Below are 26,096 nucleotides of genomic sequence, written 5' to 3'. Positions count from 1 at the left end.
ATTCAGCATGTTGGAGTTTGAAACAAATATAGACGGCCTAGCATCAATTAAAGTAATCGGAGTAGGTGGAGGCGGAAATAACGCAGTCAACCGAATGATCGAAAATGACGTACAGGGTGTCGATTTTATTGCAGTGAATACAGATGCACAGGCGTTAAATCTATCAAAAGCAGAAACAAAAATGCAAATCGGTGCTAAGCTGACAAGAGGGCTTGGAGCAGGTGCGAATCCTGAGGTCGGTAAAAAAGCTGCTGAAGAAAGCAAAGAACAAATTGAAGAAGTATTAAAAGGCGCTGACATGGTCTTTGTGACAGCTGGTATGGGCGGTGGAACTGGTACGGGAGCTGCACCTGTCATTGCGAAAATCGCAAAAGATTCTGGGGCATTGACAGTAGGAGTCGTTACTCGTCCTTTCACATTTGAAGGAAGAAAGCGTCAGCTTCAAGCAGTTGAAGGTATCGCTTCTATGAAAGAAGCGGTTGATACATTAATCGTGATTCCAAACGATCGCTTGCTTGAAATTGTTGATAAAAACACGCCAATGCTTGAAGCATTCCGTGCAGCAGACAATGTGTTAAGACAAGGTGTGCAAGGGATCTCAGATTTAATTGCCACACCTGGTTTAATTAACCTTGACTTTGCTGATGTGAAAACAATCATGTCGAATAAAGGTTCAGCTCTTATGGGAATTGGCGTTGCAACAGGTGAAAACCGTGCAGCTGAGGCAGCGAAAAAAGCCATTTCTTCACCACTTCTTGAAACGGCGATTGATGGGGCACAAGGTGTCATCATGAATATTACGGGTGGAACGAACCTAAGCCTTTATGAAGTACAAGAAGCAGCTGATATTGTGGCATCCGCTTCTGATGAAGATGTCAACATGATCTTTGGATCAGTGATTAATGATAACTTGAAGGATGAAATTGTGGTCACAGTGATCGCTACCGGTTTTATTGAGCAAGAGCCGGAAGTGACAAAACCTCAAAGAAATCCATTAGGACAAGGATTAAAGCAAAATCAATCCATTCCACAAAAGCGTGAAGTCAAACGTGAGGAACATCAGCAAACATCATCACAGCCAAGACAACATACACAATCAAGTGATGATACACTGGATATCCCAACGTTCTTACGTAACCGCAACAAACGTTAATCAAGCACGACGACTCATCCCCTTCCATTGGAAGGGGATTTTTTTATGTCTAAATATAGAAGGAACCAGTGTTCATCTGATAGAAAAGTCTTGGAATTGTATGAATCATTGTATCTATCGTATGTGCTTTGACTTATATAGATTAAGTCGAAAGAATCATTTTTGTTTTCCTTTACAAAAAACGACAAAATGTTGACCTTTATTTGACTACATTAAATAGAACACCATGAATCTTGTCATGATGAAAAAGAAGGGGGGATCCGGATACACACGGTTTGGCCATTTGAGGAGGAGGGATTTTATTGAAAGTGAAATTTCGCAAAACCGCCGTCTATCGTTTGATGAGTCTTTTGGTGATTGGTACCTTAACGATGACAAGCTTTGGGATGGTTCAAGCAAAATCGACTTCTACCTCATATCAGGAGGAAGCTGTTTCCTCTAAGACAACAAAAGCAAAGATTTCTTCTAGATTAATGAAGCAGTTTCAACAGGAAGACAAGGTGACCTTTTTAGTCAAAATGAAGGCACAAACAAATGCGCAAAAAGTAGCGAAAGAAGCTGTGTCAAAAGCCAAAAAGCAGAAATTAACAGCTGCTAAAACGCAGTATACAAAAAGGTCAGCCGTTGTATCTGAGCTGAGAGCAACATCTCATGAAACGCAGCAAGCACTGCTAGCGTATTTACAAAAGGAACAAAAGAACAAGCAAGTGAAAGATATTCATTCCTACTATATTGTGAATGGTCTAGCTGTTACGGGAACGAAAGAGGTCATGGAAAAGGTCGCTTCTTTTCCAGAAGTAGATCAAGTGCTGCCGAATGAGACACGTCAAATTCATCGTCCTGTTGATTTGAAGAGTTCGAAGCAAAACAAACAAATCAAAGCAATCGATGGAATTGAGTGGAATATTTCTCAAGTTCATGCACCAGAAGCGTGGGCTTTAGGCTATGACGGTACTGGTACAGTTGTTGCAAGTATTGATACAGGTGTGGAATGGGATCACCCTGCTTTAAAAGAAAAATACCGCGGGTTTGATCCGTCTCGTCCAAATGAACCATCTCATGAATTAAATTGGTACGATGCAACGACAGGATCTGAGGCCCCATACGATGACTTAGAGCATGGGACACATGTGACAGGAACAATGGTTGGCTCTGAGCCAGATGGAAAGAATCAAATCGGGGTCGCACCGGGAGCAAAATGGATCGCAGTGAAAGCTTTCTCAGAAGATGGCGGGACAGATGCTGATCTGTTAGATGCAGGTGAGTGGATTTTAGCACCGAAGGATAAGGATGGAAATCCGCATCCAGAAAAGGCACCCGATGTCGTGAATAATTCTTGGGGCGGTGGGCCAGGTCTTGATGATTGGTATAAAGATGTGGTCAACGCCTGGAGAGCAGCGGACATCTTTCCGGAGTTTTCAGCTGGCAATACCGATGTATTTAATCCGGGGGGCGAGGGATCAATCGCAAATCCCGCTAACTACCCAGAAGCCTTTGCAACAGGTGCAACAGATCAGGACAACAAGCTAGGGTCTTTCTCACTGCAAGGTCCTTCTCCATATGGCGTAATGAAACCAGATATTGCTGCGCCAGGTGTAAACATTCGTTCTTCGATCCCAGGAAAAGGGTATGAAGGCGGGTGGAATGGCACCTCAATGGCAGGTCCGCATGTCTCAGCTGTTGTGGCACTTCTTCGCCAAGTGCAATCAGATCTTTCTGTTGATGAGATTGAGCAAGTTCTCATGGATACAGCGAAGCCGCTGACAGATCAGCAGTTTCCAGAATCCCCTAACAATGGCTATGGGGCAGGACTAGTTGATGCAAGAGAAGCGATTACCGCATTAACCGATGGAATTGGTACGATTGAAGGTCAGGTAACAAAAGAGGGGGAAGATACAGAGCCGCCTGTTTTTTCACATAAAGGACCGAATGAAATCTTTGCTGCAACGCCAACACCACTGACGATCACAGCGGAAGATGAAGTAGCTGTGACAAATGTATCCTTGATCTACCAAGTGGATCAAGGTGAATGGGAGACGCTCCAAGCCAACCGAACGGATGGAAATCATTTAAAAGGAACCTATGTGGTCCAGCTTCCTGAACTTGAGGGTGAGAACGTCACTTATCGCTGGATTGTGAAGGATTTTGGAGAAAATGAAGCGGCATCAGACCCTTATACGCTCCCGATTCGAACATCCATTACTACGGGGTACACGCAAGATTTTGAAGCGTGGCCAAGCGGATGGTTCAGTGGTGGAACAAAAGATCCGTGGCAGTGGGGAACACCGACCACAGGTCCGAAACAAGCATTTACGGGGCAACATGTTTATGCCACAAACTTAGACAGTCCTTATGAAAATCAAACCGACGCCGCTTTATTGATGCCGCTAATTGCTGTACCAGAGTCTGGTTCTTCCTATTTACAATATCAATATTGGCATGATCTTGAAGCCAATTATGACTATGTGCATGTCCATGTCCAGCCTGAGGGGGAAGAGGCTGTTCAAGTAGCAGCCTATACAGGAAAAACAAATGCATGGACAGCAGGTGAGGTAGATCTATCTGCTTATCAAGGTCAAAAGGTGAGAGTCATTTTTCAGCTAAGAACGGATGGCAGTGTCACAAAAGATGGTTTTTATTTAGATGATGTGAACATCACAGATCAAGCATTGCCTCAAAAAGCAAAGAAACAACTTGGCGTGATCAAAAAAGAAAAGTCTGCAAGCCAAAATAAGAAATCAGTCAATCCGAAAAGTGCAAAGCCTGCTAAAGTAAAAGAAAAACATACACATATGAAAAAAGATAAAAGTCTAGATGGACCCTCCGTTAAGGCGCTTCCTATGAAGGCACAAATCAGTGTTCTGGAAAGCGGGAAATCAACTTACACTGATGAAGCGACAGGGAGATATCAGCTTTCTCAAGGAGCGGGTGAATGGACAGTGAAGGCTGAAGCGTACGGCTTTGAATCACGTACCCAAAAAGTCAGCGTTTCATCAAATGAAAAAGCCGAAGCGAATTTCTCCTTACAGCCACTTGCGAAACGAACGATATCTGGTACGGTTGTCAATGAAGCAACAGGTGACAAAGTAAAGAATGCTACTGTTTATCTTGTAGAGGACGCCAAAATTGCGCCGGTGACAACAGATGAATCCGGTCAATTTTCTCTACAAGCGTTAAGCGGCGTCTATACAGTCAAAGTGTTTGCGAAAGGTTTTAAAGGATATTCGTTTACAGCGGATGTCACAGAAAAGCCGTTTGAAAAGTCAGTGAAACTTGAGCCTTTTATTGGCGTTCCTGGAGAGATTGGCTACGATGATGGAACGGCCGAAAATGCGCGGGCTTTCTACGATCCTGGCAATGGCTGGGCTGTGAAGTTTTCACTGGAAAAGGGAAAGAAACAAGCACAAGTCACAGGCGGTCTTTTCCGTTTCTGGACATCAGAATGGCCAGCACCTGGAGGCAATGAATTTGCCGTTGAAGTGTATGATGCTTCAGGGAAAGGTGGAGCACCGGGTGAGAAAATCGCAGGACCACTAAAAGCAAATGCACTGCGTAATGGTGAATGGACAAAAGTAGATTTAGAAGATCAAGCCATTACAGTGGATGGAGATTTCTATCTTGTCTACATTCAAACGAAAAAGAATACGGAATCTCCTGGGCTTGCAACAGATGAAGATGGGCCAAATGCTGAAAGAAGCTGGCAGCTGACGAGCGGTGCCTTTTCTCCTTCTCCAAAAGAAGAGGGGAATTATATGATTCGTGCACTCGTGAACTATGAAGCTGATGTGCCAGAGATTACATCTCCAAAGACGGGAACAATCACAAATAAAGGTGAATTGGAGATTGAAGGCACAGCTTCTCCTGGACTTGATGTGGCCATTTATCAAGACGATGAAGAGGTCGCCAAAGTCAAAGCTGGTTCGTCGGGTATTTTTAAAGAAAATGTATCTGTTTCAAGCGGGGAGCATGTGTTTACGGCAGCGACTGTAACAGATAAAGGCTCAACGAAACAGTCCAAACCGGTCAAGGTGATCATTGATCAAACTGCGCCGAGTTTGACCATTGATACACCGAAAAAAGGTGAAAAAACCAATAGAGAATCGCTCACCGTAGAAGGAAAAGTGGCGGACGATCATCTTGATCAAGTCACGGTCAACGGAAAGAAAGCGACAGTCAAAGATGGGAAATATGCTGCAAGAGTGTTGCTTGAGAACGGGGAAAATACAATAAAAGTGATAGCGAAAGATGCGGCTGGAAACAAAACAACTAAAAAAGTCGACATTGATGTCCAGTACGACGCGCCTGTCATTTCTAAGCTGACCCCAAAAGAGGATAGCACACTATCATCAGGTGAATCTGTTAAAATTTCATTTGAAAGCAGGGAAAAGCTAGAAGCAACTTTTGTCATTCATATGCCGCTGACCAATGCTAGATCAAGTCTTCAAAACACAACCGAGCTGCCGATTCGTGAAGTGGCACCGGGAACATATGAAGGCTACTGGACGGCAACATCTGCTGCAAAAGCAAAAGGTGCAGTGATTGAAGTCATTGTAAAAGATGAGTATGGAAATGTTACAAGGGAAAAGGCAGCAGGAAAATTAACCATCAATGAAAAATAATCATCAGCAAAAGACACGACTCTTCAGAGCGTGTCTTTTTTGTCGTGAACCATCGGCTCAACACTTGTCCGAGAAATCGTTCTTTGTTCCCTCACATTCATTCCTCGACAAAAACAATAACAATCCACCAAAAGTTCTCTATCATCCCCAACAAGAATTGACAGACTTCCATCTTATGACTGTTTTATACTGGTACAAACAAGTGCAAGTACTGCTTTTGATTCTTTGTTTCAGATGAAAGGAGCAGAAGGTGGTCATTTATTTAGATGTGATTTGGCTGTTAAACTTTTGTTTTGATCTATTGCTGCTCTTACTCACGGCATTTATTCTCAAACGACAAGTGAAAAAAAGGCGATATATGTTAGGAGCTCTCATTGGATCGAGTATTGTTCTCTTGCTCTTTACACCGTTTGCAATGATTGTGTCGCACCCTTTAGGCAAACTACTCTTTTCAATCTTGATCGTGCTTGGAACATTTGGTTTTCAAAGATTTCGTTCCTTTTTTCAAAATCTGTTTGCTTTTTACTTTGTCACATTTTTGATGGGAGGAGGCATGATCGGAGTTCATTCGTTCTTGCAGACAAACACAGTCATTCAAGATGGACTGCTTATTTCACGAAATGATGGATTTGGTGATCCTATTAGCTGGCTTTTTGTTCTTACCGGTTTCCCAGCCATTTGGCTGTTTTCAAAGAAAAGATTAGGAGAGGTTGGTGCGAAAAAAAGACAGCATGATGAACAAGTGCTTGTCGAGATCTACATTCAGGGAGAGACAATCCGTTTAAATGGACTCGTTGATTCTGGCAATCAGCTGTATGATCCTATAACGAAAACGCCTGTCATGATCGTCCAGCTCGATCAGTTAACGTCTATTTGCGGAGAGCCATTTATCGAACAAATGAAACAGTCTCATCCTGTGGAAGTGATGCAAAAGCTTGATGATCGTTTCCCGCTGCTTGATCGTTTAAGACTTGTTCCATATCGTGCAGTTGGGCATGATCATGGGTTTCTACTATGCATAAAACCAGATACGGTCGTCCTTTATACAAAAACACATATGATTCAGCCAGCTAAGTGCTTTGTTGGGATCAGTCTAAGCCGATTATCAGCAGATCAGGAATTTCAATCGATCATTCATCCTGATCTGTTAGACGGGAAAATCATACAAGGGGTGTCGTAGTTTTTGATGATGTCTTTTATCTTACGAGGTCAACTTGATATTTAGAAGGGAGAAGAAGATGAAAAAATTAAAATTTAAACTCACTTACTACTGGTATAAACTCCTCATGAAGCTAGGGCTAAAGAGTGATGAAATTTATTATATTGGCGGGAGTGAGGCACTGCCGCCGCCATTATCAAAGGATGAAGAACAAGAATTGCTTGTCAAATTACCAAGAGGTGATCAAACGGCAAGAGCCATCCTAATTGAAAGAAACTTGCGGCTAGTGGTCTATATCGCAAGAAAATTTGAAAACACAGGCATTAATATTGAGGATTTAATTAGTATTGGAACCATAGGACTCATTAAGGCAGTGAATACATTTAATCCGGAAAAAAAGATCAAGCTTGCAACATATGCCTCCAGATGTATTGAAAATGAGATTTTGATGTATTTGCGCCGGAATAATAAAACCCGTTCAGAAGTATCGTTTGATGAGCCGCTTAATATTGACTGGGACGGAAATGAATTGCTTTTATCAGATGTACTTGGGACAGATGATGATATTATCACCCGAGATATTGAAGCAAATGTCGATAAAAAATTACTGAAAAAAGCGTTAGAACAATTAAACGATCGTGAAAAACAGATCATGGAACTGAGATTCGGTTTAGTTGGCGGTGAAGAAAAAACCCAAAAAGATGTTGCCGACATGCTCGGGATTTCTCAGTCCTATATTTCAAGACTCGAAAAAAGAATTATTAAACGATTGCAAAAAGAATTTAATAAAATGGTCTAGAAATTTTTTTTTGAAAGCTCTATCCCTGCGCTGTCAAAGGGATCTCCATTTTCCCGCATGTTTCTTGTGATCGCTCGTGCATATTTTTCCATCCCACGGAGATACTGAACTTTGTACAACAGCTCCTGTAGGGAGGGAAAAAAGTGTCCAGAAATAAAGTGGAAATCTGCGGAGTCGACACGTCCAAACTGCCTGTTCTGAAAAACGACGAGATGAGAAAATTATTCAGACAGCTGCAAGATGAAGGTGACGATACAGCAAGAGAAAAGCTAGTCAATGGCAATTTGCGGTTGGTTTTAAGTGTGATTCAGCGTTTTAACAACAGAGGCGAGTATGTTGATGATCTCTTCCAAGTAGGCTGTATCGGATTAATGAAATCAATTGATAATTTTGATCTAAGCCACAATGTCAGATTTTCAACTTATGCGGTCCCTATGATCATAGGAGAAATCCGTCGATACTTGCGTGATAACAACCCAATTCGGGTGTCTCGTTCACTAAGAGATATTGCCTATAAGGCGCTTCAAGTCCGTGAGAGACTGATTAGTGAGACAAGCAAGGAGCCAACGGCAGAAGACATTGCGAAAGTGTTAGAAGTCCCTCATGAGGAAATTGTCTTTGCCCTAGATGCGATTCAAGATCCTGTCTCTTTGTTTGAACCGATCTATAATGACGGAGGAGATCCGATTTATGTGATGGATCAAATTAGTGATGAGCGGAACAAAGATACACAATGGGTGGAAGAATTGGCCTTAAAAGAGGGAATGCGCAGATTGAATGATCGAGAAAAAATGATTCTTCGCAAACGCTTCTTCCAAGGTAAAACACAAATGGAAGTGGCTGAAGAAATCGGAATTTCTCAAGCGCAAGTATCAAGGCTTGAAAAAGCAGCCATCAAACAAATGAATAAAAACATTTATTAAAGCCGCCGCTTGATGTGCGGCTTTTTTCATTCTCCTTAGAGAACATCTCTCTAGTATTGACTCGGTTATTTTTTTCATTTAATCTGTCTTTAACAAATGTTATTTCAAATATCATTTGTTAGGGAACAGATCAGCGGAAAGAAGGGTTATTATGACATTCCATGATGAAAGAAGGCTGCTCATAAAGGTTGCGCATATGTATTATGAAGAAGGCGCCACTCAATCTAAAATTGCAGAAGCTGTGGGAGTTAGCCGTTCGCTCATATCGAAATATTTGGCAAAAGCACGTGAAGCAGGAATCGTGGAAATCATTATTCATGATGAAGTCAATCAACAATATGGGTCGTTAGAAAGAAAAATAGAGCGAAAATACGGACTACGAGAAGTCGTATGCGTTGAATCTCTCAGCCAAGAAACAACAAAAAGCAGGATCGGAGCTGCGGCTGCGGGCTTTTTATTAAAGGTCATGAAGGATGGACAGGTCATCGGCTTTTCCTCAGGGACAACGCTGCATGAAATGGCGAAAGCGATTACATCTGTTCAACATTTTCCATCTGTCACATTTGTTCCGCTTGTCGGAGGTGTCGGGAATGAAGATGTAGATATCCACGCCAATTACATTATTGGCAGATGTTCTGAAGCACTCAAATCAAAATGTGAGTTTTTACATGTTCCTGTCATGCTTGATACGAAAGAAGCGAAAGAAGTGTTGATTAGGCAGCCGTCGATTAAAAAAGTCATTAAACTTGGAGAATCTTCAAATATTGCCGTTGTAGGAATTGGCGGGGTTCCGCAGCATTCAACAATGGTGAAATCCTACATGACAAGCGGTGAGGAGGATATCCTCGAAGCGAAGGATGTAGCTGGTGACATTTGTTATAACTTTATTGATCATAAAGGCGAGGTGTATCCGCATCCGTGGAACGACCGAGTGATGGGAATCAGCCCGAAAAAGCTGAAAGAGATCCCGCTTGTTATTGGTGTCGCTGGAGGAGAAGAAAAAATTGAAGCGATAAGGGCGGTATTAGAAGGTGGATTAATTCATGTATTAATTACGGATGAACAAACTGGAGATGCCTTATTAAAGTAACTACCTAAGCCGATTAGGTAGTTTTTTTGAGTCTTTAGACTCAAAAAGATTGAAAAATTTATCGATTTTAGCTTGACACAAAGTTGACACATCATATAAACTAAGTTCATAACAAATGATAAATAAAATAACAAATGTTACAAGAAACAGATTTTTGTTAATTTTTATAACATTTGTTAAAAGTTTCAGATTATTTTTCAAGTAATCTATTGTGAAGCAAGCAAACCTGAAAGGATGATTTAGATGTCAATTTACCAGCAGTTGTTAGCACGAGAACGCAGCGGAGATCCGATCAAAGTAGGGATTATTGGGGCAGGCCAAATGGGGTTTGGACTCATTTCACAAATTTCTAACATTCCAGGCATGATTGTTGCAGGCGTTTGTGACATTCACCTTGATGCAGCTGAGAAGGCAGCAAACTTTTACAAGCAGCATGCGAAGCCTCATCAAATGGTCGTCACAAATGATTACAGAGAAGTGATTCAATCAGATTTCGTGGAAGTCGTTGTAGATGCAACAGGTGTTCCAGAGGTCGGAGCAAACATTTCTTTGGAAGCGCTTAATTCAAAAAAACATCTCGTTCTTTTAAATGTGGAAGTCGATATTACCATCGGTTTGGTGATGCATAAATTATTTACGAATGCAGGACTTGTTTACTCTGGATCAGCTGGAGACGAACCAGCAGCAACGCTAGAACTATATGAATTTGCAAAAACAATGGGGCTTGAAGTATTGGTTGCGGGGAAAGGTAAGAACAATCCATTCTTCCCAGAAGCAAACCCAGATACGTGTAAAGCAGAAGCAGATAGTAAACATATGAGTGCTCATATGCTGGCTGCGTTCCAGGACGGAACAAAAACAATGGCAGAAATGAATCTGTTAAGCAATGCGACAGGACTTTTGCCTGATAAAGTGGGCATGCACGGAGTAGAAGCGAATTTAGAAAATGTAGCAAATAAATTAAATCAAAAACAGCAAGGCGGCGTACTGGATAACTTCGGAGTCGTTGAATATGTAAACGGTCTAGCACCAGGCGTATTTGTTATCGTCAAGAGTGAGCTTGAGCCAGTAGATGAAGAGCTTCGCTACTTAAAAGTTGGAAAAGGTCCTCACTACACGCTCTATCGTCCTTTCCACTTAGCGAGTCTTGAAACACCAGTCACGATCGCAAAAGCAGTCTTACAACATGATTCTTCTATTCACCCAATTGGCGTACCAGTATCAGAAACGGTTGCTGTTGCGAAAAGAGACATTAAAGCTGGAGAAACACTTGACGGCATTGGCGGATACTCCGTAAGAGGTGTACTTGAAACACATCAAGACATGAAAACGAATGGTCACATTCCAATTGGCTTAATCAGCGGAAAAGTGGTAGCGAAAAAAGATATCAAACTAGGACAATTCCTATCTCATGATGATGTAGAACTGGATTCAAATACAACGGTCTGGAAGCTGCGTTCATTACAAGATCACTTATTTCAATCATAAGGACGTGAGGCTATGGAAAAATTAGCAATCGTACTTTGTATCATTCTCATTGTGCAATATGGTTTATCGTTTATTCAAATCAAGTACTACCGCAAGAGCATGGATTCCCTTATTGATGACTATAAAGGGAAGCAGGGCTATCACTTGTTTTCAGGAATGGAGCGGCGCAAATTTGGTCCTGGGGCCATTGCGCTCATCATTGTCGATGAATCGTACATCATTCAAAAGTGTCATGTGCTTGGCGGCGTCTCGATCTTATCTAAATTTAAGGAACTGCCTTCATATGAAGGAAAACATGTAGGGGCTGTGCTAGATGAGCACCACATGATGAAGCAAACATTGAAAAAGCGCAAAAGGGGACCAGCTGTCATGCAAGCACTTTCCATGGCAGCGGAACAAGCGCTTGTCTCGATTTCTAAAAAAAATATAACAAATGTGAACTAAAGAAAGGGGAGATGAAACATGGAATGGATTCAATGGTTTGGAGAGCACTTTATCGGAATGTTTGAAGCCGGCGGAAAGCAATTCATGGGTCTTGTTACAGGTATCGTTCCAACGCTTGTTGTGTTACTTACTTTCACTTATGCTGTCATGAAGTTTATTGGAGAAGAGCGAGTGAATAGAGCCATTCAGTTTGCAGCGAAATATACCATTTTGCGCTATACGTTAATGCCGATCTTATCCGTTCTTATTTTGACAAACCCAATGGCTTATACGTTTGGCCGCTTCTTACCTGAAAAACAAAAACCAGCATTCTATGATTCAGCTGTTTCATTTGTTCATCCGGTGACATCACTGTTCCCGTATGCCAATGCAGGAGAACTATTTGTCTACTTAGGAATTGCGAACGGGATTAAAGAAGCAGGATATTCTATGTCAGAGCTTGCTGTTCGTTACTTCTTAGTCGGGATCGTTGTCATTTTACTTCGCGGAATCATTACTGAATGGATCACAAAGTATTTAGCAGGAAAAATGAAAGCGAATTCACAATAGGGGAGGGTTAGACATGACAAACCACAAAGTATTTGTTGCAAAAGGTGCTGGCGGATGGGGAAAAGGCTTAGTGCTTGAACCAACCGGTAAAAGAAGAAAGGTCGTTTCCATTACAGGGGGAGGCATTCACCCAGTTGCACGTAAAATTGCAGAAATGACAGGGACAGAAGCATGTGATGGCTTTAAAAACTCTATTCCAGAAGATGAAATGATGTGTGTTGTCATTGACTGCGGAGGAACTGCTCGAATCGGACTTTATCCAATGAAGCGCATTCCAACTGTAGATGTGCTGGCATCCTCTCCTTCTGGACCGCTTGCCAAACATATTACAGAAGATATTTTCGTATCAGGCGTAACGGAAAAAGATATTTCCTTTGCGGAAGCATCTGATGGTGAACCGGTAGCAGAAGGTCAAGAAAGCAGTGAATCGATTGATAAAGAGAACTTCAAAGAAACGTATTCAAAGCTAAAACAGGAAAATATCGAACGTCAAGAATCAGGTAATTTCTTGATGAGATTCTCAAGAGGAATCGGGAAAGTAACCGGCACATTCTATCAGGCTGGCCGTGACTCTGTTGATATGCTTTTGAAAAATATTATCCCATTCATGGCTTTTGTCAGTATGTTAATTGGAATTATCAATTATACAAAAATCGGTGATCTGATTGCTCATTTCCTATCACCTTTGGCAGGATCTCTATGGGGGCTCTTACTGCTCGTTGTGGTCTGTACATTGCCGTTCCTATCACCTGTCTTAGGACCTGGGGCAGTCATTGCACAAGTCATCGGTGTTCTCATTGGTAGTCAAATCGCACTAGGTAACATTCCACCTCAATTTGCCCTTCCAGCACTATTTGCGATCAACGGTCAAGTAGGGTGTGACTTTATCCCAGTTGGACTATCACTTGGTGAAGCGAAGCCTGAAACGGTACAATATGGGGTACCAGCTGTTTTGTATAGCCGTCTGATTACAGGGGTTCTATCTGTTGTGATCGCATACGTTGCCAGCTTCGGTATGTATTAAACGTATTAAAGGAGGAATCGAGATACATGGTAACACAATCTGTTGTAAAAGAAATTGGGATATTAGTCCCGCAGTTTAAAGAAGATAAGCTGATTGTTTTATTTGGACCAGCAGCGCCGCAGGAATTAAAGGATATGTCGGTCATTCATGAGTTCGAACATGTAGAAGAAGAGCCACTGAAATTAGGCGGAACCATTCAAGTGGGCGACCAAACGTACACCATTACTGCACTTGGCAATAAAGCAAATGACAACTTTAAGGAGCTCGGCCATATTTCGATCTACTTCCAAGAGCCGTTTGATGAAGTCTTACCGGGAGCTGTTTTTGCATCACCACACACGTTTCCTGATATAAAAGAAGGCGTACGAATTGAAATTTCGTAACCACGCAAAAAAAGCTGTTCCTCTATAGGAGCAGCTTTTTTTGCGTGAGGTTTACCGAATGGGACATTTGCGATATGCTGTAGACATTCATTATTTTTATATTCAGAATTTTCATTCAGGGGGAAAAGATTGTGTCACTGGATTTAAAGGATGTTTCTTTAAAGCGAAATGGAAAATGGCTGCTGCGTTCTATTGACTGGCAGGTAAAAAAACAGGAACACTGGGTGCTTTATGGATTAAATGGTGCGGGAAAAACCGCTTTATTAAATATGCTCTGCTCGTATTATTTTCCAACGTCAGGTGAGATGACGGTGCTGGGACATGTGTTTGGCAAGGATGCTCTTGGTGAAACATTACGGAAGAAAATTGGCCTTATCTCTGCAGGACTTGAAAAGAAACTGCACGGAGACGACAATGCATTTGAAATTGTTCTGAGCGGAGCATTTGCTTCTATTGGGCTTTATGAAACACCGACAGACGATATGAGAGAGAAAGCAATTGATCTTTTAAAAGCGTTTGGGTCATTCAAATATGCCAATCGGACTTATGAAACCCTCTCACAAGGAGAGAAACAAAAAGTACTGATTGCGAGGGCTTTAATGAATGATCCGGAGCTCCTGATCTTAGATGAACCTGTGACAGGTCTTGATTTTTTAGCAAGGGAACAAGTGCTGGAGACGATCTCACTCATTGCATCAAAGCCTGATGCACCCACATTGCTTTATACGACCCATCACGCAGAAGAGATTCTCCCGATTTTTCAGCACACCTTATTATTAAAAGAAGGTACTGTTTTTCATAAAGGGGAAACAAAGCAGATGATGACAAGTGACTTGCTTTCTTCCTTTTTTGAATGTCCAGTCGAAGTCATGTGGCAAAACGGCCGTCCTCACTTAAGTAAATTGTAGATAAGAGAAACTATTGGTCTGCTTCCCTGCTTTTCCATCATACATATTATAGTAGAAAACGAAAGGCGGGGAAGGACAGATGATCAGTATTTCTGAATTCCAAATCAAAGATGTCGTCGATGTGTCCAGCGGAAAAAAATTAGGTACCATTGGAGACATTGATATCAATGTCACAAGCGGTAAAATACAGGCGATTATCATTGGAGGGACAGGTAAAATGATGGGATTTTTCGGAAAAGAGGAGGAAATGATCGTCCCATGGCGAAATATAGTAAAAATTGGCGAAGATGTGATACTTGTCCGGTTGTCTTCTTAATTCGTATAAACTCCGCAACAAATGATTCCATTTTTCCTTAAAACGAGCTCTCCATTCTCAGCAATCAATGTCTTTTTCGGGTAAAAAGATTACGTTTTCATATCAATTTGAAAAAAAACCTGTAGAAAGGGCACATTTGAGTGTAATATTTAATGAATCCCACTAACTGTCTATGCATGTCTTGTGGTAAAATAGGAGCGATATAAAGAGAGATGAATGAAAGGTGGGAGGCCGCTTTGATAGACAAATATGACCCCTTTCAGCAGACATCATCTTATGCAATGACCATTTATGATTGGACGAACATGGTATGTTCTGGTAAAAAGGTATTGGCCGGATTTACGACAAAAAATGGCGGATTCAGCCTTTCTCCATATCAATCAATGAACACTGGACTCCATGTAGGAGATGATGCTTCTAGTGTCCAAATGAATCGTCAGGCCATAGCAGATGCGATTGCTGTGCCGCTCTCTCATTGGGTGTTTGCTGACCAAACACACGAGGATCGCATCATGAAAGTTACGAAGGAGCAAAGGGGAAGAGGAAGTCTTCAGTATGATGAGGCACTCTCTAGAACAGACGGCTTATACACCTCTGAACCAAACATCATGCTCGCTCTTTGTTTCGCTGACTGTGTTCCGCTTTATTTTCTAGCACCGCAAAATGGCCTGATAGGAACAGCTCATGCCGGCTGGAAAGGAACCGTCAAGCAAATTGGCGCCAACATGGTTGATGCATGGGTTCACCAAGAAGGTGCCGAAGCCAATCACATACAAGTCGTCATTGGACCATCCATTGGCAGCTGCTGCTACATAGTAGATGATGTTGTCATAGATCAGGTGAAAAAGCTTCCTTTTTCAACAGAGGATGTGTATTCCGAAATGTCACAAGGACAATACAAAATAGACTTAAAAACATTAAACAAAAACGTATTGCTTCATGCAGGAATAAAAGAAGAAAACATACATGTCAGTTCGATGTGCACAAGCTGCAATGATCAGCTTTTCTTCTCACACCGGCGTGATCAAGGGAAAACAGGACGTATGATGTCTTTTGTCGGGTTTAAGGAGGCATAAGTGCAATTGAATGTACGAGAGAATCTCAGACAAATAAATGAACAAATCAACGAAGCATGTAAAAGAGCAGGTAGAAATCCAGCTGATGTATCGGTCGTCGCTGTCACAAAATATGTCTCGATTGAACGAGCATTAGAAGCCAAGGAAGCCGGAATTTTGCACTTTGGTGAAAATCGTGACCAAGGGTTACTTGAAAAGCAGGCGGCGATAACCGATGAAAACATTAACTGGCACTTCATCGGCAGTTTACAGACACGAAAAGTGAAATCTGTCATTCAGACAATTGACTACTTACATTCGCTCGACAGAATGTCTCTGGCGAATGAAATCGAAAAAAGAGCGGATCGCACGGTTCGCTGCTTTGTACAGGTGAACACATCACTTGAGGAGTCAAAGCACGGCTTAAAAAGCGAAGACGTGATTCCATTTGTCAAACAGCTCGCTGATTTCAAACATATTGAAATTGCTGGACTGATGACGATGGCTCCTTTCACAGATGATCACACTGTGATACGAAACTGTTTTAAAACATTAAAAAACCTTCAGCAAGAGGTAAAACAACTGAACCAAGTAAATGCACCTTGTCAGCATTTATCGATGGGCATGTCAAACGATTTTGAAATCGCAATTGAAGAAGGTGCGACATTTGTTCGGATTGGCTCTTCACTTGTTGGAAATGAAACAGGAGGTGCGTGACATGAGCATAAAAAATAAGTTTAAAAGCTTTTTCACACTCGACGATGAAGAGTATGAGTATGAATACATTGATGAAGAAAGAGAACCAGCACAAGAAGAAAAAAATATGAAAGATAAAGCGGCATTTCAAGAGCGTCCTCAGGCAGGAAAACAAAATGTCGTCAGCTTGCAAAGCGTGCAGAAATCCTCTAAAGTGGTGTTAAGTGAGCCGCGTGTTTATGCAGAGGCGCAGGAGATTGCCGACCATATTAAAAACAGACGTGCAGTCGTCGTCAATTTGCAGCGCATTCAGCACGATCAAGCAAAGCGAATCATCGACTTCTTAAGCGGAACCGTTTATGCAATCGGTGGAGATATCCAGCGTATTGGCTCGAATATATTCCTCTGCACTCCTGATAATGTGGATGTATCTGGCACAATATCAGAACTTTTGACAGAGGAAGAACCTCAGAGGTGGTAAATCATAGTGATTCTAAATTTTATTTTTAATATTTTGGGTACGGTATTAACGATTTACTCATTCGCGATTATTATTTACATTTTTATGTCATGGGTGCCTTCTGCAAGAGAAACAGCAATTGGCCGCTTCTTGGCAAACATTTGCGAACCGTATTTAGAACCATTTCGTAAAATCATTCCGCCAATTGGCATGATTGACATCTCGCCAATTGTGGCATTGCTTGTGATTCGTTTTGCATCATCTTATGGACTAACTGGTCTTTATAATATGATTGTACGATTCATGTAAACAGGCTGCCGGGCTTGGCGCTGCCAGGCTCTTTTACATAAAAGGGGAACAAAATGAGCGATATTTATCAACATTTTAGAAAAGACGAACAGCCATTTGTCGATCAAGTGTTAGGCTGGAAAAAAATCGCACTCGACCAATATCGATTGAAATTAACGGACTTTCTGGACCCGCGTGAGCAATTTATTACCCAGTCCGTGATCCAGCATTCTGATGAACTCGGCATCATGTTTTTTGGCGGGTATGAGAAAGCGGAGCGCAAAAGAGCCCTCATCTATCCAGATTATTTAGAACCGTCTATTCAGGACTTTGAGCTGTCTTATTTTCAGGTGAACTATGCGAAAAAGTTTATTTCCATTGAACACCCGAAGCTTCTTGGCTCACTGATTGGGACAGGCCTGAAGCGTCAAAAATTCGGTGATTTGTTATTTTTAGACGATGATGTAAAGTTTATTTGTACAAGCGATGTCGCCGATTTTGTTCGGGCGCAGCTAACGCATGTCGGCAGAGCATCCGTTTCATTAGAAGAAATTAGCCAGACAGATATAAAACCGGTCATCAGCAAGACCGACATCAAAGAAGATACCATTTCTTCATTGCGGCTTGACGCTGTATGTGCTGCTGTCAGCCGTCAGTCTCGGCAAAAAGCACAGCTTTTGGTCAAAAATGGCCTTGTGAAAGTCAACTGGAAAGTCACTGAGGACCCATCCTTTACAATTGGTGAAGGCGATCAGCTCTCTGTGAGGGGATTTGGCCGCTTTAGCTTAAAAACAATTGATGGGAAGACAAAAAAAGATAAATTCAAAGTAACATTTGAGCTTCTGACATAACGAACTTGAATCTGGAGGTGGCGAGGTTGCCATTAACACCTAATGATATTCATAATAAAACGTTCACAAAAAGTTTTCGCGGCTATGACGAAGATGAAGTAAATGAGTTTTTAAGCCAAGTACGTAAAGATTACGAAATCGTGCTTCGCAAAAAGAACGAGCTTGAAGACAAAGTCAATGAGCTTGATGAAAGACTAAGTCATTTTGCAACAATCGAAGAAACATTAAACAAATCAATTCTTGTTGCACAGGAAGCAGCAGAAGACGTGAAACGCCATTCTGACAAAGAAGCAAAACTGATTATTCGTGAAGCAGAGAAAAATGCTGACCGCATTATCAACGAAGCGTTATCAAAATCAAGAAAGATTGCGATGGAAATCGAAGAGCTGAAGAAACAATCAAAAGTCTTTAGAACTCGTTTCCAAATGCTGATTGAAGCTCAGCTTGATCTGCTGAAAAATGATGATTGGGATCATTTGCTTGAATATGAAGTAGATGCTGTCTTTGACGAAAAAGAATAAGCGCATCATCTTGACATGACGTGCTCATGTTGCATATAATACCATCATAAATTAACAAGAGATAAACGTTTGAAAGGGACACTCGCAGCGGTTACATGCGTAATAAAGCGAATCAGGGATGGTGGAAGCCTGACATTACGAGACGCTGCAATGAGATCACCCCTTTAGTTCCTTTTCTGAAATGGACCAGTAAGAAAAGGCGTCTAATCACGTTACGATTTTAGAGTGGATAAGCGGCTGTTTTATAGCGCTTATCTAAAAGGGTGGTACCGCGAGACAAGCCTTCTCGTCCCTTATGGGATGAGAGGGCTTTTTTTATTGTTTTTTAATCAGAATTTGCATGTGGAGGAATGGGTATGAACTACAAAGACACCTTATTAATGCCGAAAACAGATTTCCCAATGAGAGGGAACTTGCCAAACAAAGAGCCTGAAATCCAAGAGAAGTGGGCAGAAAAAGACATCTATCAAATGGTCTTAGAGCGGACAAAGGGACGCCCGACCTTTATTTTGCATGATGGACCTCCATATGCGAATGGTGACATCCATATGGGACACGCACTTAATAAAATCCTAAAAGATTTTATTGTTCGTTTTAAATCAATGAATGGATTCCATGCACCGTATGTGCCGGGCTGGGATACACATGGCTTACCGATTGAAACAGCCCTTACGAAAAATAAAAAAGTCAAACGAAAAGAAATGTCTACAGCAGAATTCCGTAAACTATGTGAGGAGTATGCTTGGAAACAAATCGAAGGTCAGCGCAATCAGTTTAAACGTTTGGGCGTAAGAGCAGATTGGGACAATCCATATGTGACATTAAAGCCTGAATACGAAGCGCAGCAAATTCTTGTCTTTGGTGAAATGGCGAAAAGAGGCTATATTTACAAAGGTCTTAAACCTGTTAACTGGTCTCCTTCAAGTGAGTCAGCCCTTGCTGAAGCGGAAATTGAATATAAGGACAAACGCTCACCATCTATTTACGTATCATTTAAAGTGAAAGATGGCAAAGGTGTACTTGAAAACGGCGAACAGTTCATCATCTGGACGACAACACCTTGGACGCTTCCTGCAAACCTTGGCATTTGCGTTCATCCAAACCTAGAATACAGTGTGCTCCAAGTTGGTACGGAGCGATATGTTGTCGCATCTGAGCTCGCTGAACAAGTGGCAAAAACACTTGGCTTTGACGATTACGAAGTTGTTAAAACACTAAAAGGAAAAGAATTAGACACCATTGTTGCAGAGCACCCGATTTACGGCAGAGACTCTCTTGTGATGCTTGGCGATCACGTCACAACAGATGCAGGAACAGGCTGTGTTCACACAGCGCCAGGTCACGGGGAAGATGACTTTATTGTCGGTATGAAATACGGTCTTGAGGTGCTATGTCCAGTAGATGAAAAAGGTGTCATGACAGAAGAAGCACCTGGTTTTGAAGGACTATTCTACGAGGATGCCAATAAAGCCGTCACAGAGCAGCTTGAAGCAAAAGGCGCCCTGAAAAAGCTCGACTTTATCACGCACTCTTATCCACATGACTGGAGAACGAAAAAGCCAACGATTTATCGTGCGACAGCTCAGTGGTTTGCTTCGATTAAAGATTTCAGAGAAGCGCTATTAGACAATATTAAAGAAACGAAATGGGTTCCAGCTTGGGGCGAAACACGCCTATTCAACATGGTGCGTGACAGAGGTGACTGGTGCATTTCAAGACAGCGTGTATGGGGCGTTCCAATTCCGGTCTTCTATGCGGAAAATGGTGAGCCGATCATCACGGACGAAACAATTCAGCATGTATCTCAATTATTTAGAGAGCATGGCTCAAATATTTGGTTTGAAAAAGAAGCGAAAGAATTATTGCCTGAAGGCTTTACACATCCAGGCAGCCCGAACGGCGAATTTACAAAAGAGCAGGACATCATGGATGTATGGTTTGATTCCGGTTCTTCTCACCAAGCGGTTTTAGAAGAACGAGATGATCTTGTTCGTCCGGCAGACCTTTACCTTGAAGGCTCTGACCAATATCGCGGCTGGTTTAACTCATCTTTATCTACAGCAGTTGCAGTCACTGGAAAAGCACCATATAAAGGTGTTCTCAGCCATGGCTTCACGCTTGATAAAGAAGGCCGCAAAATGAGTAAATCATTAGGCAATACAATTGATCCGACGAAGGTTGCAAAGCAGCTCGGTGCGGAGATCCTTAGACTTTGGGTGTCTTCTGTTAACTATCAGGCCGATCATCCAGTGTCTGATGATATTTTAAAACAAGTAGCAGAAGTATATCGTAAAATCCGTAACACTTTCCGCTTCCTGCATGGTAACCTTTTTGACTTTGATCCAGCAGTCAATGCGGTGCCAGTTGAAGAGCTTCGTGAAGTGGATCAATATATCCTGATCAAATTAAATAAATTGATCAATAAAGTGAAAAAAGCATATGACGACTACGAATTTTCTGTTGTGTATCATGCCATTCACAATTTCTGTACGATTGAGTTAAGCTCATTCTATCTCGATTTTGCAAAAGATGTGGTGTACATTGAGCATGCGAATCATCCGGACCGCCGCAGCATGCAAACGGTCTTCTACGAAACATTAATGGCGTTAGTGAAGCTGACTGCACCAATTCTTCCGCACACAGCAGATGAATTATGGAGCCACTTAAGCTTTGTTGAAGAGCCAAGTGTTCAGTTAACGGATATGCCAGAAGGTGTAACTGTTCCTCAAGCGGAAGCGACGGAAACGAAGTTTGACCGCTTTATGGAAGTACGTGATGATGTGCTGAAAGCACTGGAAATTGCGCGTAATGAGAAAGTCATCGGACGTTCACTTGAAGCCAGTGTGACACTTTATGCGACAGATGAAGTGAAGCAGCTTCTTGCATCCATTAAAGAAGATGTGAAGCAGCTCTTCATCATCTCAGAATTAACGGTAGAAGATGAGCAGCTTGCAGACGCATCAGCGCCTCAATACACATCAGGACGTATTGTGGTTCAAAAAGCAGAAGGAGAACTGTGCGAACGTTCTCGCATTATTTCAAAGGATGTTGGTGCAAATCCGAAATACCCAACATTGTCGCTGAAAAATGCTGAAATCGTGGAGAAATATTACCAGAATTAACAGTGTGACATCACCAACTAGCGCCCCGTATATAGCGGGGCGCTTTCTATTTTGCGAAAATGACAGCGTTTAGAACGAAAGGAAAAATCTTATGGCTTTAAAGTAAGCAGGCGGGGCAACAATATGATTATCACGAGAGGGCAGGAGTTGAAACAGCGACATGAATGGCGATCTAGACACGATTTACATGGAACTCCTTCAAATGAAAGAAGAATTGCAATCTAAGCTGTTTGAATATGCATCATTTCGTTCACCCGCTGAACATGTCACGTTTAATCAAGCGAAAACCACAACGCTTCTTTATCATATAAAAGAAGAACTGCAAGATGTGTCGCTCGCTATTGCAAAAATTGAACAAGGAACCTATGGCATATGTGAGGCGACAGGTCAACCCATCCCGCTTGAACAAATGAGTATTCTTCCGACAGCCCGTACGACTGACGATTTTTTATATCATAAGCAATACGAGAAAAAAGCATTCACCCCTTATCCTCACGAATCAAACGATTCTCATTTTGAAGCCTTCCACATGTAGGGAGGTTTTTGTCTGTCAACTAAAGTTTCTTTACTCCTTCCTGTTTTCTTGATAAAATGCTTAAAGATCAAAGTATGAAGTTGGAGGAACGTGTGTGTTCTATTACATAATCGCATTCTTTATCATTTGTTTAGATCAATTAACAAAATGGCTCATTGTCAAGAATATGATGCTCGGAGATTCTATTCCAGTCATTGATGGGTTCTTTTATATCACGTCCCACCGAAATTCAGGAGCCGCATGGGGAATTCTCCAAGGGCAAATGTGGTTTTTCTATGTCATCACACTCGTTGTTATTGCAGGAATTATCTACTACTTGCAAAAGCATGGACAAAAGGACAAACTGCTTGGCGTTGCACTGGCTTTAATGCTTGGCGGAGCGATTGGAAACTTTATCGACCGTATTTTCCGTCAGGAAGTGGTGGATTTTGCTCATTTCGTATTTGGGGATTATCATTATCCAATCTTTAATATTGCAGATTCTTCTCTATGTGTAGGGGTAATTCTGCTCTTCATTCAAATGCTGTTAGATGGAAAGAAAAATAAGGAGTCAACTACATGAATCAAGTAAACATTGCCGTTTCAGAAGAACAAACGAGTGAACGGCTCGATAAATTTTTAAGCACAACAGAACCGGAATGGTCAAGAAGCCAAGTCCAGCAGTGGGTAAAGGACGGGCTGATCGAAGTAAACGGGAAACATGTCAAAGCGAATTACAAAGTGCAAGCTGGAGACCAAATCAAGGTGGAGATTCCAGATCCAGAAGCACTTAATGTAGAAGCAGAATCAATGGATCTTGATATTTATTATGAGGATGCAGATGTGCTAGTGGTGAATAAACCAAGAGGAATGGTCGTTCATCCAGCACCAGGTCATGTGTCAGGGACGCTTGTGAATGGACTTATGGCACATTGTAATGACCTATCAGGCATTAATGGCGTGATGAGACCTGGCATTGTCCACCGAATTGATAAAGATACGTCTGGGCTTTTAATGGTCGCTAAAAATGATTTGGCGCACGAGTCACTTGTGAATCAGTTAGTGGCTAAAACCGTCACTAGAAAATATACAGCTGTTGTCCACGGTATCATCCAGCACGACACAGGGACCATTGATGCACCAATTGGCAGAGACAAAAAAGACCGCCAAAGCATGACAGTCACAAAAGAAAACGCAAAACAGGCAGTCACTCACTTTGATGTCATTGAACGCTTTAAAGATTTCACGGTTGTTGAATGCCGTCTTGAAACAGGACGAACACACCAAATTCGTGTTCATATGAAATATATTGGCTATCCTCTTGCAGGAGACCCGAAGTATGGCCCAAGAAAAACCGTTGATTTCAATGGCCAGCTGCTGCATGCAGGTGTGTTAGGATTTGATCATCCTAGAACAGGAGAATACATGGAATTCACAGCACCAATTCCAGCTGATATGCGGGGCTTTATCGATTCATTAAGAAATAACGATTGACAGGCCGTTCTTTTTTTGAAATAATAAACGAAGAAATTGAGATTCTTTAAAACAGTCCAGAGAGGCTGAGAAGGATAACGGATCAATTTGTGCACGTGTATGCACAAATGAACGCCCCTCTCTGCCCTTTGCAGAAGGGGCTTTTTATTTGTCAAAAAGAGGTGTAAAAGATGGAACAAAAAGCAGTCATTCTTGATGAACAAGCGATTAGACGAGCGCTTACCCGTATCGCACATGAAATGATTGAGCGCAACAAAGGGATGAAGGATGTCATCCTTGCCGGGATCAAGACAAGAGGCATTCATCTTGCAAAGCGCCTTGCAGAGCGCATCGAGCAGATTGAAGGAAACCCAGTGATTGTGGGTGAACTTGATATTACGCTATACCGTGATGACCTGACAAAGAAGACAGACAATCAAGAACCGCTTGTCAAAGGTGCGGACATTCCAGCTGATATTAATGACAAAACATTGATTGTCGTGGATGATGTGCTGTTCACAGGGAGAACCGTCAGAGCGGCTATGGATGCGCTTGTAGATGTAGGCAGACCGTCTTCCATTCAGCTTGCTGTTCTCGTCGACCGGGGACACAGGGAGCTGCCGATTCGAGCGGATTATATCGGGAAAAACATCCCAACATCAAAAGCAGAGACCGTCATGGTTCAGCTCAATGAAGTAGATCAAAATGACCTTGTCGCTATATATGAAAAATAACCTTTTTAAATGCATTCCAGAGAGTTTGCAAAGAGGGCAATAACAGAGACACCGAGCACACGGCTAAAATGACGTGTACGGTTTTTCTAGGCCTCTTTGCGCATATTCGCAAAGAGGCTTTTTTAATGAAAAAGGACACATCTAGGAGGAAAATCATGAGTCAGCAAAAAGCCAATTTAGGCATTCGAGATATCCCAAAACCGTTCACATGGCTGTCACTAAGCTTGCAACATTTGTTTGCTATGTTTGGTGCAACCATTCTTGTACCAAAGATCATTGATATGAGTCCAGCCGTTGCGCTCATCTCAAGCGGAGTTGGAACCATTGTTTACTTAATTATCACAAGAGGACAAATACCAGCGTATCTTGGATCGTCCTTTGCTTTTATTGCCCCCATAGTGAATGTGAAAGCAACAGGCGGACCAGGAGCCGCAATGGTAGGTGCTTTCATGGCGGGTGTGGCTTATGCGCTCATTGCACTATTCATTAAATGGCTGGGCACAGGCTGGCTGATGAAGCTTCTGCCGCCGGTCGTCGTAGGACCAGTCATTATGGTCATCGGACTTGGATTAGCTGGAACAGCTGTCAACATGGCAATGTATGTAGACCCAAACGCAACCGAACATGTTTACAGTCTTAAGCATTTAATGGTCGCTGGTTTTACACTAGCTGTCACGATTATCAGCATGATCTTCCTCAGAGGATTCCTTAGCTTGATCCCAGTACTCATCGGCATTATCAGCGGCTACCTCTTTGCCTTAACACAAGGCATTGTGAACTTCCAGCCGGTCATTGACGCAAAATGGTTTGCTGTACCAGACTTCGTTGTCCCATTTGTCGACTATACACCTGCTGTGACCTTAAGCATACTCACAGTGATGGTGCCGGTTGCCTTTGTGACGATGTCTGAGCATATCGGCCACCAAGTGGTGCTAAGCAAAGTCGTGGGACAAGATTTTATTAAAAAACCGGGTCTTCACCGCTCCATTTTAGGAGACAGTGCAGCGACCATCTTCGCTTCACTTATTGGCGGACCTCCAACAACGACTTATGGGGAGAACATTGGCGTCCTTGCCATCACAAGAGTGTTCAGTATCTTCGTCATCGGCGGAGCAGCAGTGTTTGCGATCTGCTTCGGGTTTGTCGGGAAAATTTCAGCATTAATCAGTACAGTGCCGTCCGCGGTCATGGGAGGCGTTTCGTTCCTGCTCTTTGGAATCATTGCCTCAAGCGGCCTCAGAATTCTGATTGATCATAAAGTGAATTTTGAAGAAAAACGCAATCTCATTATCGCATCTGTCATCTTAGTCATCGGCATCGGCGGGGCATTCATTGAGGTGAAACAAATCAATCTTACGCTGTCTGGAATGGCACTCGCTGCCATTACCGGCGTTCTGTTAAACATGATTCTGCCGCATCAGAAGGCAGAAGAAGATGAGTCAAATGAATCGAATACAGAAAACCTTTTAAAAGAAGTCCAGTGAGGCTGACAAGGGTTCTAAATGGAGCAGAACGTGCGAAAGCGCC

General features: G+C 42.2%; 25 protein-coding genes and 1 other annotated feature. All 25 genes read left to right on the top strand.

What is annotated here, in order from left to right; translation table 11 throughout:
- Positions 1–7: 7 nt before the first annotated feature.
- The 25 genes from ftsZ (at position 8) to BK049_RS00840 (ending at position 26,053) form a co-directional block, all read left to right on the top strand.
- A complete protein-coding gene (gene ftsZ, locus BK049_RS00960) occupies positions 8–1,153 on the top strand; it encodes a cell division protein FtsZ (protein ID WP_071167654.1) in 1,146 nt (381 codons plus the stop codon).
- A gap of 302 nt (positions 1,154–1,455) precedes the next feature.
- Complete coding sequence (locus tag BK049_RS00955; RefSeq protein WP_071167653.1) at positions 1,456–5,772, top strand: S8 family peptidase; 4,317 nt, start codon at positions 1,456–1,458, stop codon at positions 5,770–5,772.
- A 250-nt stretch (positions 5,773–6,022) separates the two neighbouring features.
- On the top strand, positions 6,023–6,952 hold the full coding sequence (gene spoIIGA / locus BK049_RS00950; RefSeq protein ID WP_008354660.1) for a sigma-E processing peptidase SpoIIGA: 930 nt from the start codon (positions 6,023–6,025) through the stop codon (positions 6,950–6,952).
- Between the two features lie 58 nt (positions 6,953–7,010).
- Positions 7,011–7,730 (top strand): RNA polymerase sporulation sigma factor SigE, encoded by a 720-nt coding sequence (gene sigE / locus BK049_RS00945; protein ID WP_008354658.1) that lies wholly within the window; start codon positions 7,011–7,013, stop codon positions 7,728–7,730.
- Between the two features lie 143 nt (positions 7,731–7,873).
- Positions 7,874–8,653: an RNA polymerase sporulation sigma factor SigG gene (sigG, locus tag BK049_RS00940; RefSeq protein ID WP_008354657.1), complete on the top strand. Its 780-nt coding sequence runs from the start codon at positions 7,874–7,876 to the stop codon at positions 8,651–8,653.
- 151 nt (positions 8,654–8,804) lie between these two features.
- Entirely contained in the window at positions 8,805–9,743 is a 939-nt protein-coding gene (locus tag BK049_RS00935; RefSeq protein ID WP_008354654.1) for a sugar-binding transcriptional regulator, read from the top strand.
- A 243-nt stretch (positions 9,744–9,986) separates the two neighbouring features.
- Entirely contained in the window at positions 9,987–11,231 is a 1,245-nt protein-coding gene (locus BK049_RS00930; RefSeq protein ID WP_008354651.1) for an NAD(P)H-dependent oxidoreductase, read from the top strand.
- A 12-nt stretch (positions 11,232–11,243) separates the two neighbouring features.
- On the top strand, positions 11,244–11,675 hold the full coding sequence (locus BK049_RS00925; RefSeq protein WP_008354650.1) for a transcriptional regulator GutM: 432 nt from the start codon (positions 11,244–11,246) through the stop codon (positions 11,673–11,675).
- Positions 11,676–11,693: 18 nt separating this feature from the next.
- Positions 11,694–12,224 (top strand): PTS glucitol/sorbitol transporter subunit IIC, encoded by a 531-nt coding sequence (srlA, locus tag BK049_RS00920; RefSeq protein WP_003210918.1) that lies wholly within the window; start codon positions 11,694–11,696, stop codon positions 12,222–12,224.
- A 13-nt stretch (positions 12,225–12,237) separates the two neighbouring features.
- Entirely contained in the window at positions 12,238–13,248 is a 1,011-nt protein-coding gene (gene srlE, locus BK049_RS00915; RefSeq protein ID WP_008354647.1) for a PTS glucitol/sorbitol transporter subunit IIB, read from the top strand.
- Between the two features lie 26 nt (positions 13,249–13,274).
- Positions 13,275–13,631, top strand: coding sequence for a PTS glucitol/sorbitol transporter subunit IIA (locus BK049_RS00910; RefSeq protein ID WP_008354645.1), 357 nt, complete (start codon positions 13,275–13,277; stop codon positions 13,629–13,631).
- A gap of 131 nt (positions 13,632–13,762) precedes the next feature.
- Positions 13,763–14,539 carry an ABC transporter ATP-binding protein gene (locus BK049_RS00905; RefSeq protein WP_071167652.1) on the top strand — a complete coding sequence of 259 codons (777 nt, stop codon included), beginning with the start codon at positions 13,763–13,765 and terminating at the stop codon, positions 14,537–14,539.
- A 79-nt stretch (positions 14,540–14,618) separates the two neighbouring features.
- Positions 14,619–14,855, top strand: a complete 237-nt coding sequence (locus BK049_RS00900) for a YlmC/YmxH family sporulation protein (RefSeq protein WP_008344958.1) — start codon at positions 14,619–14,621, stop codon at positions 14,853–14,855.
- 212 nt (positions 14,856–15,067) lie between these two features.
- Positions 15,068–15,931, top strand: a complete 864-nt coding sequence (gene pgeF / locus BK049_RS00895) for a peptidoglycan editing factor PgeF (protein ID WP_034738110.1) — start codon at positions 15,068–15,070, stop codon at positions 15,929–15,931.
- 6 nt (positions 15,932–15,937) lie between these two features.
- On the top strand, positions 15,938–16,627 hold the full coding sequence (locus BK049_RS00890) for a YggS family pyridoxal phosphate-dependent enzyme (protein WP_071169168.1): 690 nt from the start codon (positions 15,938–15,940) through the stop codon (positions 16,625–16,627).
- A gap of 1 nt (position 16,628) precedes the next feature.
- Positions 16,629–17,087: a cell division protein SepF gene (sepF, locus tag BK049_RS00885; protein WP_008354638.1), complete on the top strand. Its 459-nt coding sequence runs from the start codon at positions 16,629–16,631 to the stop codon at positions 17,085–17,087.
- Between the two features lie 6 nt (positions 17,088–17,093).
- Positions 17,094–17,375 (top strand): YggT family protein, encoded by a 282-nt coding sequence (locus tag BK049_RS00880; protein ID WP_008354636.1) that lies wholly within the window; start codon positions 17,094–17,096, stop codon positions 17,373–17,375.
- Between the two features lie 53 nt (positions 17,376–17,428).
- The gene (locus BK049_RS00875) at positions 17,429–18,205 is read left to right on the top strand and encodes a YlmH family RNA-binding protein (RefSeq protein WP_008354634.1); all 777 of its coding nucleotides are present in this window, start codon (positions 17,429–17,431) and stop codon (positions 18,203–18,205) included.
- Between the two features lie 26 nt (positions 18,206–18,231).
- Positions 18,232–18,726, top strand: coding sequence for a DivIVA domain-containing protein (locus tag BK049_RS00870; RefSeq protein ID WP_008354632.1), 495 nt, complete (start codon positions 18,232–18,234; stop codon positions 18,724–18,726).
- A 59-nt stretch (positions 18,727–18,785) separates the two neighbouring features.
- Positions 18,786–19,023: a binding site (T-box leader), on the top strand.
- A 59-nt stretch (positions 19,024–19,082) separates the two neighbouring features.
- Positions 19,083–21,848, top strand: coding sequence for an isoleucine--tRNA ligase (gene ileS / locus BK049_RS00865; RefSeq protein WP_008354630.1), 2,766 nt, complete (start codon positions 19,083–19,085; stop codon positions 21,846–21,848).
- A gap of 160 nt (positions 21,849–22,008) precedes the next feature.
- Positions 22,009–22,383, top strand: coding sequence for a TraR/DksA family transcriptional regulator (locus BK049_RS00860; protein WP_008354628.1), 375 nt, complete (start codon positions 22,009–22,011; stop codon positions 22,381–22,383).
- Positions 22,384–22,477: 94 nt separating this feature from the next.
- On the top strand, positions 22,478–22,945 hold the full coding sequence (gene lspA, locus BK049_RS00855; RefSeq protein ID WP_008354626.1) for a signal peptidase II: 468 nt from the start codon (positions 22,478–22,480) through the stop codon (positions 22,943–22,945).
- A complete protein-coding gene (locus BK049_RS00850; RefSeq protein ID WP_008354624.1) occupies positions 22,942–23,856 on the top strand; it encodes an RluA family pseudouridine synthase in 915 nt (304 codons plus the stop codon). Before lspA ends, BK049_RS00850 begins: the two co-directional genes overlap by 4 nt.
- Before the next feature lie 170 nt (positions 23,857–24,026).
- The gene (gene pyrR, locus BK049_RS00845) at positions 24,027–24,569 is read left to right on the top strand and encodes a bifunctional pyr operon transcriptional regulator/uracil phosphoribosyltransferase PyrR (RefSeq protein WP_008354622.1); all 543 of its coding nucleotides are present in this window, start codon (positions 24,027–24,029) and stop codon (positions 24,567–24,569) included.
- 155 nt (positions 24,570–24,724) lie between these two features.
- Complete coding sequence (locus tag BK049_RS00840; RefSeq protein ID WP_008354620.1) at positions 24,725–26,053, top strand: uracil-xanthine permease family protein; 1,329 nt, start codon at positions 24,725–24,727, stop codon at positions 26,051–26,053.
- Positions 26,054–26,096 lie beyond the last annotated feature (43 nt).

Origin of the sequence: Bacillus xiamenensis (genome assembly GCF_001857925.1) — a bacterium.
Classification (GTDB): Bacteria; Bacillota; Bacilli; order Bacillales; family Bacillaceae; genus Bacillus; species Bacillus xiamenensis.
This window is presented reverse-complemented; position numbering and strand designations above follow the sequence as displayed.